Raw genomic sequence first — 14,031 nt, forward strand, 5'->3', positions numbered from 1 at the left:
GCGGCCTTGCCGGCGGCAAGCACGTCCTCTTCCAGCCGGACCTGCGTCTGCTTCTTGATGGAGGTCACACCAGCATGGTAGCAGGGTGGTAGCAGCCTTGGGTGAGACACGAGAATGAGCCCGCGGAGACTCACACACTGTTTGCCAGTGCACCTGCGAAGCGGCAGCACCCTCGAGCGGCGCATCAACCGCCTGCAGCGGCGCCGCGGCATCGCCACCCACTACGAGAAGCCCTACGCCTCACATCTGGTAGATCTCGAACCGGCATTCCAGGTCGACGCGCCGCTCGGCGGGGTCCTCATGGCCGTCGGGGGTCCCCGCGCCGAGCTCGCCGTACACCTCGACATCGATCCGCGCGCCGCCTCCCGCCAGATCTCGGAGGATTTTTGCCACGGCTTCGGCGCGCTTGCGTGCGAGGGCCTGGTTCTGCTGGACAGTTCCGGTGGTCGACGCCCGTCCGAAGAGGCGGATCGGCTGGGTGCCCTTGCGGATCTCCGTCTGCACGACCTCCGGCAGCCCCGTGTACCAGGAATAGATGTGCCGGATCTTGTCCTGAGGCAGCGTGGAGCTCCCCGAGGGGTCGAAGTGGACGGTGGTGACGTGCGTCGAGGTGGTCGGCCGGGGGACCGGCCCACCGCCCGACTGAGTGAGCGCGCCGTGGCGCACCCACTGCCGGGACGAGGAGACCTGAAGCCCGGTCAGGTTTCCGGCCGCGTCAACAGCGAAGCGGCCACTGAAGCTCTCTTGGTCGTCGCCCACCGGATTCCATCGCCCAGTGATCGAGTACGTAACCCCCGACACCGGTTCGTTCGCCGCCGTGGAAGGGGACGGAGAGAAGACGATCGAGAACGTCGAGGCGTAGAGCGAGCTGGAGCGGCCACTGTCCTCCGTGACCGATACCCGCCGCACGTTGAAGCCGTCGTATTCGAGTGCGACGTCGAACCAAAAGGTCTGGGTCCCGGTGAGGGGGCGCGGGTGGTGCGCGGTGATGGGGAAGCGGAAGGACTTGCTCTGGACCGTCAGGCCGACCGGACTTGGGTTGTGGATGTAGTACGCCGGCGTCGAGGAGACCGAGAAGTCCCCGTTGAACACGTGCTGCTGCAGGGTCTCGAAGCCAGCGAGCCCCAGCTCGGCGGCGGGGATGAGAAGCCCCGCGAGGGCGATGAAACCCACCTCGGGCGAGGCGCCACCGTCCCAACCGGGTTCGACGTACTCCCAGACCTGCCGGGGCACGGCCGGCTCCCGCCCGTGTGCGGGACCGGGCTCCGTCCAGATCTCAGCCGCGCCGGGGCCGGAGTACGGGGAGGCGAGGGCGTGCGGTGCCGCCGTGCGCGTCAGTACGTCGAGCAGTGCGGGGATCGTCTCCAGCAGCGACGGCACCACCTGCAGAGCCGCCAGGGTGGCTGCGGTCGGCGCGGGAAAGGGGGAAGCGGGAGCGGCCTCTGCCTCGGTCAGCCAGGCGATGGCGTCGTCCTCGCCGTAGTGCGTGTCATCGGTCAGAAGGTCGTCATCCATGGTCGGTCACCTCGTCCGGTGTTCAGTGTGCGTGGTTCGGTTTGGCGCTGTGGGAGGGGCCGTGCGTCGTCGGGGCTCCGGCTGGTGTGTTCGTCAGAGCTCTGCGAGCCGCGCCAAGGCGGCGCTGATGTCGAGCCGTCCGTGTCCCACGCGCTCGCGTCCGGCGAGGGAAGGCCGTGCCGTGCTGCGCAACAGGTGGGTGACCTCGTCCGAGTGCAGCAGCCGCCCCGCTGCCTCAAACAGAACCGCGACCGCCGAAGCGACGTGCGGCGCCGCCATGCTCGTTCCGGTCATGGTGGTGACGCCGTCACGCTCGCGCCGCCCGTTGACGAGTACCGAGGAACGGGCAGCGGTGATCGCGACCCCGGGCGCGGCGAGGTCGGGCTTGAGGCGCAGGTCCCTGGCGGGGCCTGCGCTGCTGAACGCGCCCGGTGGCTCGTTGGGCGCGCGGTGGTCGTAGGCCGCGACGGCGAGGGTGCGCCTGCCATTGCAGAGGGTGTTGGTCGTGAAGAGCTGGTCGGGCGCCGTGAAGCGGCTCTGGCGGCCGCGGTGTACGCGCTCGATCCAGCCGTGTACCTCACCTCGCTCGATGCGCCCCGGCAGCAGCCGCACCCGCCACACTCCTTGCGGGGCGCCCGGCCACAGGAACAGGTCCACGACGTGGTCCCCGCTGCCCGGATCCGTACGCCGGTGGAAGCCCGAGAAGACGATCCGGTCCCCGTCCTGCACGATCCGCTCCGCACCGGGAGGGAGGCGGGCCACGACGGTGCCGTCAGGCGCCAGCAGTTCGACCGTCAGGTCGTCCGCCGCCGGGTACCAGATCTCCATCTCGGCGTCGCCGGCCACCGGCGGCTCGACGCTCCAGCCCCACTCGACTGCGGTGCCTTCGGTCAGCTGGGCACTGCAATGTTGGGCTGTACCAAAGTAGTTGCCCGCCGAGCACACGATCTGGCGGCCGGGCACCTCGAGCAGGGCGTCGAGGGCCTGGACCACGAGCGGCGTGCTGTCATGTGGTCCGCCGCCCCTGCCGAGGCTCATGCTGAGCACGACGGGCTGGTCACCGGCAGCCCGGAAGATCCAGTCGACCCCTTCGAGGAACCGGACGGAGTCGGCGAGGGTGTCGTGCGGCGACGTGTCGTCGGCGCGGAGGTGGACGGCGAGGACCGAGGAGTCCGGTGCCATGCTTCTCGGCGCCCCCGACCGGCCGTTGCCGCACGCGATGCCCAGTGTGTGTGTGCCGTGCGTGCCCTGGCCGTATGGGTCGATCTCGGCCGGATCGTAGCCGAGGGCCGCGTACGGATCCGGTTGTGTGAGCGCGTGGTCCACGGCGCGGGCATCGAATACGCGGCCGTACCCGTAAGCCGGCGGGCTCAGCGGTGTCCGGCCGCCGCGCTGGTCCCACAGTGCGAGAAACCGCGTGCCGCCGCTGGGTCGGACGAAGTCGGCGTGCGCCACGTCGAAGCCCCAGTCCAGCATCCCGACGACGACGCCGCGTCCTGTCCATGGCCACGGCGGAGCGGCAGCGGACTCGGTGTCCTGGGCCGCAACACCGCCGGATAGGCCGTGCACGGACGCAGGTACGCCGTGGACGAGCACGTCGTGCGGCAGGTAGTGGTGCGTGCGCTTGAGACTCAGCACGTCGGGGTGTTGCCGTACCTCCGTGACGGCGTCAACGTACACGCGTCCGGTCACGACCGGGCCGGCGCGCACCACCACCTGGAGTCCGGGAATCTCGGCCTCGGGCGTGCGGAGGCGTGCGATGACACCCACGCATTGCCGATGCGCCGCGAGCGGCTGCCGCTCCGAGGCCTTCAGCAGCAGCTGCCGCAGGTGCGGGTCGAAGTCGACGGCCATTTGCGGTCCTCGTTGTGCTCTGCTCACCCTCGCGCGGCGCTCTCCGAAAGGTCCAGGCACCCTTATCGCTTGGGGGTTAGGTGGACTTCTTGGGGCGGCTAGTGCGCTTGGACGTTGCTTTGCTTGCAGTTGCAGCCTTGCGTGCTAGTGCGACTCCGAGCGCGGCTCCGGCTGCTGGTGCGGCTCCGGGTGGGGGCGCGGGTGCGGGTGCAGCTCCTGGTGCTGGTGCGACTCCGACTGCGGCTCCGGCTCCGAGTGCGGGTGCTGCTGCGGGTGCCGGGGCTGGGATGGTGAGGATGTCGGGGTGTGCCGCAAGGACTTTTCGGACCAGCGGATTCCTGAACTCGTCGGATCTGAGTGCTACTCCCTTGGCGACCACGGTGGTGATCACCTCGGTCAGCGCGGAAATCGCCTCGGCGGTGGCGGCCTCGGCTGCGGCTTTTCCCTCGCGGCGGGCGGCGCCGTCGGCCGAGAGGACCGCGAGAGCGCCCGACTGCGCGACCGGCATACCGGCGGCTGCGGACATGGCCAGCGGCATGAGCTGACGACGCCGGTTCTTCGGAAGAGACATCAGCGCGACGAACGGCAGGAGGTTGCTCACCTTAGAATCCTCCAGACATGGCCATGGCCATCATCATCATGGACATCGTGTTGTCGCCGCCGCCGTCCGACTGCGGCATCATCATGAACATCAGCGGCAACAAGCTGTTGTCCTCACCGTCCGCATCCGACGGCTTGTCTGTGGTCGTGCTGCCCACGGCGTGGCTGTGGTCGTCGAACCTGCCGCTCAGCTGCTGCTGCATCATCAGACTCATCATCATGTTCGTCGTCTGCTGCTGTTGCTGATCCGCCCGGACTTTCCGCAGTGCCGCCTGGGTATCGAGCCGTAGTTTGCGTACCGCGACCTGCTGCTTGGCGATCGCCGCCTGGGTCTCGCCCACGACGGTGCCGACGCGGGTGCCCAGGGTCGTCAGGTCCTTCTGCAGCGTGTTGATGCGGGCCGAGTCCGCGTTGAGCGCCGTCTGGAGGCGCGCGACGGCGGAGTTGAACTCGTCTCGGTGCACCACGGGGGTCTGGAGCTGCACCTGGGCCGGCCCACGTGGCGTCTGCACGGTGGCACTGGTGACGCCCTGTGCCGGTGCGACGGAGACGCTCGGTGCGACTGGCCGCGGCGGTGGTTTGAGGGCGTTGCCCACGGCTCGGATCCCGGCCCCGATGGGGTCGAGGAACCCGAGCTGCGGGATGGCGGTGCCGAGGCCGGGGAGGAACTCGGCCTCCTCGTCCCAGTCGGGCAGGTTCTCGGACTCGGCCAACATCTCCGGCTCGTCCAAGAGGTCGTCGAATGCGGTCATCGCTCTCCTCGGTTCACAGTGCTGGTGACGGGCGCGCTCATGGCCGCCCGGGCGGGCAAGGGGTCGCGGGCTTTGCCAGGGAAGAGACCGGGGCCGGCCTCGTACGGCTCGGCGTCGGAACCGGGTACGAGCGCAGGCGCGAGCCACTCGCGCAGCTGCGGGTCGGGCGGGAAGTGCCCGGGTGAGCCGTGTCCGGCGCAGGTCGCGCAGGCAGCATCGGTGCCCCAGCAGCGGGCGCAGCAGCCGAGCTTGGCGGCGAGCTGACGGAGCACATGGAGGGCCGCGTTTCGCTGTTGCCGGACCGCGACGAGGCGCCGCGAGACTCTCGCGAGCCGCGCCTGGAGGTCCGCGGCGGACCGCATGTCGGACCCGGCCACCGGCATGTCGTCCGCCCCGTGGCCAGACGCGTACCCCGGCCCGGAGTCCGGCGGGTAGTCCGGTACGAAGTCTGCCGCGAGGCTGTTCGACGGGTCGGGGGTGAGGGCAGATTCGGGGGCCGCAGCGATCTGTTCGGCCAGGAGCGCCGCGTAGTCTCCCCGGCGCAGCGCGTCGAGCTGGTTCCCGTTGAACCCTGCGCGCTGGGCTGCCAACTGCAAAACGAGTTCACGGTCGATAGCCATCAAAGACCCCTTCGTCGATCCAGCGGTGAACGACCTCCGCACCGACCTCGAAGTGGACGGCGTCCTCGGGTCGAAGCCCGGCACCCCAGAAGATGCCGAACGGGTTGAACACCTCGTGCAGGGTGAGCAGGCCTTGTTCCACCTGGCCGTCGTCGCTGATGGCGACGCGGTTGTCGAGCGTCACGTCGAGCGCGAGACCCAGCGCGTGGTTGCTCAAGACCTCCGGTCGGCCCCGTACATGACGGACACAGAGCATTCCGCTCGTGCCCGTCCGGGCGTACAGCTCCGGGGCGGCCTGCTCCAGCGCGGCGAACGCGTCCTGGAAGAGGGCGACCGCCTGCCGGTGGCCGCGCACCCGGAACGTACCGACCTGATCCGTCACCATCCGTCCCTCCCAGAAGGGCGAGGTGAGCGCCTGGCACTCGTGCGTCACCAGGTCACGCGGTTGCCCGTACCGGGCGATGAGCAGGCTCGTTGGGCAAGCACTGACACCGGCGTTGAGCGCGGTACGGTCCGGCAGCGACACCAGGTACGCGCCCGGGCGCCGCGGTGCGGCGACCCGGGCGTCCTCGGTGCCAGCGGCACCTGGTTTGGGAGGGCTGTGTCGGGCGGGGTCGTCTTCGGCCGAGTGGCCATCGGACTCGGGCGGCCAGGAGGGGCCCTGTTCGGAATTCGTGAGCGATTCACGGCCTTCGGGCCGCGCGACGAGGTCCGCCAGCCGTGGGAGGAGGGCGGCGAGCTGCCGCAGGATGTCGGCCGCGCTGGTCGGCGCAGGCGCAGGCGGTGGCGCGGGCCGTAGTGCCGTCGGCGAGGCGGAGGGCGGTACTAGAGTGGATGGCGCGGGCGGTAGTGGGGGCGATGTCGCCTGCGAGCGTACGGGGGCGGTGGCGGGCGGCGGTGCCGGTGCCGGGCGGGAGGACGCTGGGGCGGGCAACGGGGTTGGCATCGGCGACTTGCTCGTAAGTTGGTGGACCGCGTTGATGATGGCCGGTGCGGCACTGAGGACGGCTGGGAGGATCGCGGCGAGTGCGGGCAGGAACTCGGCCTCGTCGACGCCCGGGTTGTACGGCCTCGGCATATGCGTCTCGGTCAGCCACGCGGCCACTGCGTCGGTCCCGACGCCAGGGTGGCCCGTCTGCCATCCCGGACCCCTCAGCCACTCGGCCGCGGTACCACTGCTCCAGGCCGATGCCGCACCGTTCACGGCGCCGCCTTCCCGTCCAGGCGCCGTCGGCGCCTCCTTGTGCCAGAGTTTCGATGCTGATCAACATCCGGGTCAGATCGTGCGCCAAGGCGACATCGATGTCCACGGACAGGGCCGCGTCTTTCCGGGTGGACGTCTGCCGACGGTCTCCAGCGCAGCGGGCGGAGGTGTGTGCCGGGCATCGGCTCGCCCGGGTCAGCGTATGAGTTGGCTCGGGGCGGCTAGACGGATGTCTGCGCCCCGCCGAGGTGGGGAGCCGGATCGCTGTTTGACATCGATGCCGAACTGTTCAAGAAGAAGGGGGAGCGGTGCCCTCCGCATCTGTCGGGCGGAGGTGTCGGGATGCCGAGAGGGAGGTGTGGGCAAGTCCCATGAGGAGCCGTGTGAGTACGGTGGTACCCGAGCCGCCAAGGAGCGTCACCGACGATGGGTGTATCTGTCGTAGGTGCATCAAGAAGAAGGTGAACGTTGCCTGCTGCGCGTCCGCATCCGGCAGTGATCGCAGCCGCTCAAGGTTCTGAGCGAGCGCGTCGTGGACCTGCCTCATTGTTTCGGCCAACATGTCCTGGAAGCCTTCCTCAGCCGGCCCTGCCGTATACCGGAGTGTCTGAGCTGCCAGTCCCGCCATCCGCTCTCGCACTGCGTCCGCCTCCTCGTCGGCCCATCCGCTCTGGTCCGTCGCGGCGATGAGCGACAGGCCAGCCGAGTACAGCAGGAGGTAGCGGGCGTCGATGCTTAGCAGTTCCTCCCGCCGTTCCTGAAAGTCGGGGATGTGTGATGTGCCGGCAACGATGGCTTCCTTGATGTCCGCGCTGATCTCTTCGGCCAGTGCCGTGGCGGCGGCGAAGACCGACAGGGCGTTCCGCTCGGGGTCCCGCGCGTGGGCTGCGGCGCCCGGATCGGTTGCGGTCGGGGAAACTGCGGTGACGTCGGATTCCGTGGGACAGGCTTGAAGGAAATCGGTGCGAAGCGCGTCGAAGCGCTCGTCAGTTCCGGACAGGCGTGCGCCGAGCTCCGTGAAAAAGTCACGTACAGGCGCATGCCAGCGGCGGCGGTCGGTGAGGTTGAGCGCGGTGTAGATCCCCACGATGCGCTCGATACCGCCCAGTGCGTGCGAACGCTGGCCCGCCCCGGCATACGAAAGAACGGAGAAGATCCAGAGGTTGATCGCGTGCTCGGATGGCCCGGCCCGTTCCGCCAGCGTGGCAAGCGTCTGCGCCGTCTGTGCGCGCAGGTTCGCCTGCCAGCCCGCGGACATGAGGTTTTGGACGCTGCCGCCCAACCGATCCAGCTCGGCAGCGGTGCCGTCGAGGACAAGAAGAAGACCGGCGCGATAGTTGTGGAACGCCTCGGCGAGTCGGCCGTCGCTGAACTGGAGCGAGCCTAGGTTGATGAGAGCGGTCGCATATTCCTTTGACTCTGTGCCGAACAGGCGAGCGGCGATTTCCACTGCCTCTGCCTGGGCCTCGGCTGCCTCCGTGAAGCGGCCCTCCGCGCGCGCGTCCACGGCCCTGCGCACCACGTCCTCGCCGAGTGTGTCAGACAACAGGGGCCGCAGTTCGGGATGGATCTCGGCCGCAAGGCGCAGGCAGGCGTCACGGTAGGGGTAGTCAGGGCGGAAGTGCTGCCACGCCACGCCGATACGCGACCAGAGGGACTGCACCGGCTCGGACCAGCCGAGCACAGCGTGAATGCCCTCCTCGAACGGCCGGATACGGTCCGCGCAGTCATGCCGAGGGAGCCGCCCGTGCACCCCGGCCGCCAGTACAGTCAAAATCCACAGCGCCAGCCCGCTGTTCAGGAACCCGCTCACTTCCGAGAGGCCCTCGAAACCCACCAGTTGGGCATACCGGCGCACGACGGGCGCCAGCGGTACGGCGCCCCTGGGGACGGCACGTTCGGCGGCGTCGAGGACCGCCACCAGACGCTTCGGATCTCCAGCTTCCGCAATCTTGAGCAGCTGCCTGGTGCACATCTGCGCCCAGAGCGCAGCTTCGTCCGGGCGGGTTCGGTTCAGGCATTCGGCCAGGAGGCGGGCGGCCTCGTCGAGTCGGTCGCTGTCGACGAGGCCGGCGAAGTACGCCATCTCGGCATCGGTGCGATGGGGATGGCCAGGGGCTTTGAGACTCGTCTGCAGAGCGAACGCCTGGCCAAAGTAGGCCGTGGCCTCCGTTGCCAGGCCCGACTCGTGGAGTGCCCACCCGTGGTTCACAAGGGACGTACCCAGCCTCGAGCTGCGCGCGCCGTAGAATTGGCGGGTCAGTTCGATTCCCTGCTCCCCGTAGTGGCGCGCAGACTCCATGACCCCCTGCGCTGCCAGGCAGGCGGAGAGGCTGTGATACACCGAGGCAAGCTCCGGCAACCTACCGGCATCGCCGACATAGCGAGCTGCGAGCTCGCGCAGCATCTCTTCCGCTTCGGCGTACTTGCCTCGGTAGGCCAGCGCGGAGGCCAGGTTGTCCCGGAGTAGCAGCGACCGGTCGCCCCGTACGGCCTTCAGCGTGCTGCGGCACAGCTCTTCCGCAGACGCCGGGTCGCCGCTTTCCATGCAGGCGTCGGAGGCTTCCACCACAGCCGCGACAGTGAGCTCGTGGCCGGCGCCGAGTGTGTCCCTTCTGATGTCCACGGCCCGCAGCGAGAGGTCAGCGGAGAGCTTCGGCAGACCCAGCCGTCTGGTCAGCACCGACAGATCGAGCAGACCGTGACTGAGATCCTGTGGCGTCCCTGGGTAAGAGGCCGCTTCGATCTCCGTCTCGATCGCTGTGACGACGCTGTCGACGGCCTCAGCCGTGACGATCGCCCTGGCAAGAGAGTCACCCTGGTCGGCCGCGATGCAGGCCTTGAGGAAACCGGGCGTGCGTACCAGCGTGGTGAGTGCCCCGGCGCCGCCGTTGCTGCTGGCCAGGTCGGCGAGAAGGAGGGCCACACGACCATCGGCGTGTGCCGCCCGAACCGTCAGATGGTCCATCAGCGCCTTCCGGCAATGAGCGCGGAGGGGACCGTCCAGGATCGCCTCGACTGCCGCGGCTTGCTGCTCGCGCGGCCGGACGGCGGGCACCGAGGCCGCGCCGACCTCGTCCATGAGCGATTCGAAGTGGTCGCGAAGCCGGTGCCAGATGAGTGGCGGAACCTCCCCCTGGAAGGGGTCGATGGGGAAGTGATCCACGAGCTCCGCCCGCAACTCCTCGTCGCTGCCGCACACTCCCAGGAACTCCCGCTCGGTGCAGCCGAACTGACTCAGCGCGCACAGCCCGAGGAACACCATGCAGATCCGAGCCGAGAAGGGCGCCTTCCGTACCAGCTCCGGGACATCGACCGTAGGGGAGCCGTTGCCGAGATCTACCTGCACTACTTGGACTCCAGTGAGCCCGTCCGCGAACCGCGTTTCGCAGCCGAGCAGTACCTCAAAGCCTGCCGGCCTGTTCCACAGCCACTCGACGGCCGCGTCACCGTCGCCGTCACGGACCAGGTCCAGTCCGTCCACCACGACAAGCACCGGATCGTGCTCGGCGGCCTCGGTCAGCCGCCGGACGGCCAAACCGAGCAGGGCGTTGGTGTGGAGGTTCGGCAGCGCCTCGACCTCGTCGTCGCTGAGGTCTGCACCTGTCAAGCAGGCGAGCGCTGCTGCGAACGTATGCAGCTCACGCAGTTCCGGCGTTGCGGTCACGTCCAGATGGACGACGGCTGTTCCCGGAGCCAAACCCTCGATTCGCTCTCTGGCTTGCTTGATCAGCATCCGCCGACCCCGGCCGCTCTCGGCCACGACCACGGTGACCCGCGGCCGAGGTGAACTGCTCACCGGCACGACCGCGTCCAGCGCGGTGCGGTCCTCGGCGCCTTGCGCCAAGGACGCAGTGGCGACCTGGAAACTCTGGAAATAGTGCCTGCGAGTGCCTCTTTCCCGGGCCTCGTACACATTCGCGGCGAGCAGCTCGGTGCACCGCTGCACGAACTCCGCGCCCGGTTCGTCGTAGGCCGCAGCTCGCCGCCCCAGGGCCGCACTGACCGCCGTTCGCATCTCGCGCTGTGCCTGCTCCAGGGCCTCTGGCCGCCGCAACAATGCAACCGCGCCCGGATTGTCGGCTAGGGCGCCCGAGCTGAGAATCTCCCGGTGGGTGAGGCTGTAGACAAGGGCACGGCGGATCTCTTCGGCGGGACCGTCGTAGGTGACCGCAGTCAGCCGCTCCGCCTGGCGCATCAAGGCGTCGGCCGCCCTCTGGCCGTCCGGGCGATCATTGCGGGGAATCATGCAGCTCTCGACGGCGGCCCCGGGGTACACAACATCGAGCAGTTCCACCAAGGGTGCGGCCCAGGAGGATCGCAGTCGCCTGCGCAAGTCGCCGACGGCGCTTGACGGGAGCCATCGGGGAAAAAACCTGGTTCCCGCGCGGTCCCCGAGAATGACCAGAAAGTTGAGTTCTGGTGAGGTGAGACGGCAGCGGGTCACTTCTTCCAGGCAGATCAGGGCGGTCCGGTCCTCGACGACATCCTTGGGGGTTACGCCCCACCGCAGGTCAGAGAACTGGAAGTCCAGCCCGTAGTGCCTGGACATCTCCTCCAAGCGTGGTGCGACCTCATGGTGGATCAGTGAACGTTCCCGGGCGAGATCGGTGAACGTGGAGGAAAGGAACACCCGTACCTGGTTACTCATTCCGCACCGTCCCCCTGACTGAATTCGCCCACCCATTCGATGCAGAAGGTAGACTTAGTTGGAATCATCCTTCTCGGAGATGCCACGCGTTCAGTTTCGAGAGCGATGGAGCATTTGTCAGCAGTTTGACCGAATGCACTCCCTACGAGCTCGCAATGAGTTAACACTGAGACGCCGAGGGCTCCGCGGCGCTCGGGGTCAGCAGGCCGACAATGGCTGGGCGGTGTCGCTCATGTGCTCGCGGCAGGCCGGTGCCCGCCAGTTCCCGAGGTGTGGGATGCCGTGCTCGAACGGTCTGGCGCCGTACCAGCCGGTCTGACGTCGAGCGGGAGCCTCTGCCAGCTGAGCTGATCCTGTCTCACGCATGCGCCTGGGCCCAGGGGGCGTCTGTCACCTGCTAAGTGATCATCCGGACGTCGAAGGTGAACGCCCACCAAGTGCCGAGTTGACCGTTGGGGCTGCTACGAGGCGTCCCTCGCCGGAGGTGTCACACCGGAGGCCTCCCCCTCCCCCGGCCACCAACTCACCTTCCCCGAGAGCGCATTTATGCCGCGCCTCGACCTCACCGCACGTATCTTGCTGGAAGGGCTACGAGCGGGACGACTAGGGGGACACCGCAATGGCCGGAATCAGTGACTCGCTGTGGAACGACGACATTGGGGCTAACGACTACCGCGACTCGACCGCCTCCTATCACGCCGCAGTCTTCGAACAGTACAAACTCTGCGTGGAGATGGCCGACCGAGTCAGTGCCCGGCGTAACCTCGCCAACACCTTCTTCCTGACCCTTCACAGCAGTCTGCTCGTCTTCCTAGGGGCGTGGCTGTCGCAGGAAAATCACCGCAAGGTTCCGGTTGTACTGGTCCTCGCCGCGCTCCTGGTCTTGCTGGGCATGTGCGCCACCTGGTGGTTCACTGTTCGTTCCTACCAGCAGTTAAACAAGGGCAAGTTCGAGGTGATCGGAGCGCTCGAGGAACGCTTACCGGCCCGCACTTTCGTGGTTGCCGAGTGGCGCGCTCTCGGCGAGGGCCGGGACTGGCGTGTCTATCTGCCACTCAACCGTGTTGAGCGCTGGATCCCCTTCCTGTTCGCTGTGGCCTATGTACTGGGATTCGCGACTGTCGCGCTATGACGTGCGCGGATGCTCCGTACCCCTCGCTCAACACGCCACCTGCACGGGATAGGCTGGCGGGCGCATCACCGGGGCGGGAAAGGGGAAATGGCGTGGTCACGATCGCCGTCACCGGTCACATGGACCTGGCCGACGAGGCAGTCAGTCCTTTGCGCGCAGCCCTTCGTGACGTGCTGGCCGGCCTGCCTTTGGACCTGCTCGTGGGGCGCTCGTGCCTGGCCCGCGGCGCCGACACCCTCTTCGCCGAGGAGGTCCTTTCCCTCGGCGGCCGAATCTCGGCGATCATCCCGTCTCTGGACTACCGGGAAACGGTGGTCCGCCCCGCAGACCTCGCAAGGTTCGACCTTCTGCGGGATGCCGCCGCCGAAGTGGTGGTCATGCCGTACGAACACGCGGGGCGAGCCGCCTATGAAGCGGCCAACCGTGAACTACTCCAGGGCGCAGACCGTCTGATGGCCATCTGGGACGGCAGCGCTCCGACGGGGCGCGGCGGCGGTACGGCAGACACCGTCGCTGCGGCCCGCGCGGCTGGGCTGGCCGTCGACGTGGTGTGGCCTTCTGGTGCGTTCAGATCTGGCACGTGACACCGCGCTCGGTTCCGTGACCCGAGCGCGGTGTTCCGCGCCTTCGTGAGTGCACAGTAATGATCCTTCGCCGAAGACGAGGGGTGCTGTGCGAGTGGACCGCGGAGGCAGCAGTCAGCAACCCGCCAGGCGGCCTGCACGGGTGAGAGCGCAAATGCGTACTCCTCGAGGAATAGAGAGCTGTCACCAGGGCTTCGACGGCCCGTACCTGATCGCCTTGCGGAAGCCGCTGAGCCTGCGCTCTGTCGAGTCGCATGTCTGGGCCCGCTCCTACAGGTGCTCGAAACCGTGGCTTTGCAGCGCCCGGTCCAGTGGCCAGAAGGCCTGATGGATCGCGTTGCGCGGGAAAACGGCCGAGTACGTGGCCGCGGCAGGCACGGAGTCGCAGCCTTCCTCCACCAGCACCAGCACCCGATCCATACCGCGATGCCCCTGGAACAGGCCGATCTCGTGGATGACGTTCTGGCGCGCTACCAGGTGTCCGTCTCCGGTGACGTCCTCTGCGGTCAGCACACACACCGCGAAGCTGCACCTGTGCAGGTACTCCGTCAGCGCTTCGGTGACCGGGCGGCTGCCCCACGAATGGGACTCGAAGGAGTACACCGGCACTCCGAAGCGTTGTTCTACGAAGGCTTTCACCGCCAGCCACTGTGGGCTGCGGCCGTGGGCAACGAAGACGCCCGCAGGCTGGGACGCGGTGCGGCGGGCGGTGTCCAGTGTGCGGATGAAGTTCTGTGCGATGCCTGCGAGTTGGCCGTGGCCGTGGCTCCCGACGTAGCGGAGCTTGTGCCTGGCCAGGGTCATGCCGAGCAGGGAGCCAAGTTCGATCTGCAGACGGTCAGCGGTCAGCACGGCAAGGAGACCGGCGGCGAAGACGTCGCCGGCACCGGTGGCATCCTCGATCTCGTCGTCGGCGAGAACCACCTGTGGGTAGAAATCGTCGAGGATCTTGGACTGCTCCCGGCGCCAAGCGTGGATGCCGCTGCGACGCTTGACGATGACGACACCGCGGTCGTTGGCGAGCCGGTCCAGCAGGCGTGAGGCCACGACGTCATCGGTGTCCTGCTCGGTGCAGCGGCCGAGTTCATGAAATTCCCGGTGGTTGAGCAGGAGAAAGTC

General features: G+C 68.0%; 10 protein-coding genes. 3 read left to right on the forward strand and 7 right to left on the reverse strand.

The annotated features are described in order from the left end of the window. Window positions 1-240: 240 nt before the first annotated feature. On the reverse strand, window positions 241-1,515 hold the full coding sequence (locus ACFTZL_RS28095) for a hypothetical protein (RefSeq protein WP_382588155.1): 1,275 nt from the start codon (window positions 1,513-1,515) through the stop codon (window positions 241-243). A gap of 93 nt (window positions 1,516-1,608) precedes the next feature. Next, window positions 1,609-3,369 carry a S8 family serine peptidase gene (locus ACFTZL_RS28100; RefSeq protein ID WP_382588157.1) on the reverse strand — a complete coding sequence of 587 codons (1,761 nt, stop codon included), beginning with the start codon at window positions 3,367-3,369 and terminating at the stop codon, window positions 1,609-1,611. Between the two features lie 147 nt (window positions 3,370-3,516). Here ACFTZL_RS28100 and ACFTZL_RS28105 point away from each other — a divergent pair, with 147 nt between their 5' ends. Beyond that, window positions 3,517-3,663: a hypothetical protein gene (locus tag ACFTZL_RS28105; protein WP_382588159.1), complete on the forward strand. Its 147-nt coding sequence runs from the start codon at window positions 3,517-3,519 to the stop codon at window positions 3,661-3,663. Window positions 3,664-3,971: 308 nt separating this feature from the next. On the opposite strand, the gene ACFTZL_RS28110 is transcribed toward ACFTZL_RS28105, so the two are convergent. The 4 genes from ACFTZL_RS28110 to ACFTZL_RS28125 form a co-directional block, all read right to left on the reverse strand. Beyond that, window positions 3,972-4,721: a hypothetical protein gene (locus ACFTZL_RS28110; protein ID WP_382588161.1), complete on the reverse strand. Its 750-nt coding sequence runs from the start codon at window positions 4,719-4,721 to the stop codon at window positions 3,972-3,974. Next, entirely contained in the window at window positions 4,718-5,341 is a 624-nt protein-coding gene (locus ACFTZL_RS28115; protein ID WP_382588163.1) for a hypothetical protein, read from the reverse strand. Before ACFTZL_RS28115 ends, ACFTZL_RS28110 begins: the two co-directional genes overlap by 4 nt. Continuing rightward, window positions 5,325-6,446 carry a M15 family metallopeptidase gene (locus tag ACFTZL_RS28120; protein WP_382588165.1) on the reverse strand — a complete coding sequence of 374 codons (1,122 nt, stop codon included), beginning with the start codon at window positions 6,444-6,446 and terminating at the stop codon, window positions 5,325-5,327. Before ACFTZL_RS28120 ends, ACFTZL_RS28115 begins: the two co-directional genes overlap by 17 nt. A gap of 388 nt (window positions 6,447-6,834) precedes the next feature. Continuing rightward, entirely contained in the window at window positions 6,835-11,196 is a 4,362-nt protein-coding gene (locus ACFTZL_RS28125) for a tetratricopeptide repeat protein (protein WP_382588167.1), read from the reverse strand. Window positions 11,197-11,815: 619 nt separating this feature from the next. Between ACFTZL_RS28125 and ACFTZL_RS28130 the strand changes: the two genes are divergently transcribed. Next, entirely contained in the window at window positions 11,816-12,328 is a 513-nt protein-coding gene (locus ACFTZL_RS28130) for a hypothetical protein (RefSeq protein WP_382588169.1), read from the forward strand. A gap of 92 nt (window positions 12,329-12,420) precedes the next feature. After that, window positions 12,421-12,912, forward strand: coding sequence for a hypothetical protein (locus tag ACFTZL_RS28135; protein ID WP_382588171.1), 492 nt, complete (start codon window positions 12,421-12,423; stop codon window positions 12,910-12,912). A gap of 270 nt (window positions 12,913-13,182) precedes the next feature. Here ACFTZL_RS28135 and ACFTZL_RS28140 read toward each other — a convergent pair. Further along, window positions 13,183-14,031: TIR domain-containing protein (locus ACFTZL_RS28140; protein WP_382588173.1), on the reverse strand; the 849-nt coding region annotated here is incomplete at its 5' end.

This window comes from Streptomyces sp. NPDC056948, from assembly GCF_042674225.1.
Classification (GTDB): Bacteria; Actinomycetota; Actinomycetes; order Streptomycetales; family Streptomycetaceae; genus Streptomyces; species Streptomyces purpurascens.

Coding starts and splice junctions, on each gene's coding strand:
- ACFTZL_RS28095 (WP_382588155.1), bottom strand. CDS start 1,515: ATGGATGACGACCTTCTGACCGATGACACGCACTACGGCGAGGACGAC.
- ACFTZL_RS28100 (WP_382588157.1), bottom strand. CDS start 3,369: ATGGCCGTCGACTTCGACCCGCACCTGCGGCAGCTGCTGCTGAAGGCC.
- ACFTZL_RS28110 (WP_382588161.1), bottom strand. CDS start 4,721: ATGACCGCATTCGACGACCTCTTGGACGAGCCGGAGATGTTGGCCGAG.
- ACFTZL_RS28115 (WP_382588163.1), bottom strand. CDS start 5,341: ATGGCTATCGACCGTGAACTCGTTTTGCAGTTGGCAGCCCAGCGCGCA.
- ACFTZL_RS28125 (WP_382588167.1), bottom strand. CDS start 11,196: ATGAGTAACCAGGTACGGGTGTTCCTTTCCTCCACGTTCACCGATCTC.
- ACFTZL_RS28130 (WP_382588169.1), top strand. CDS start 11,816: ATGGCCGGAATCAGTGACTCGCTGTGGAACGACGACATTGGGGCTAAC.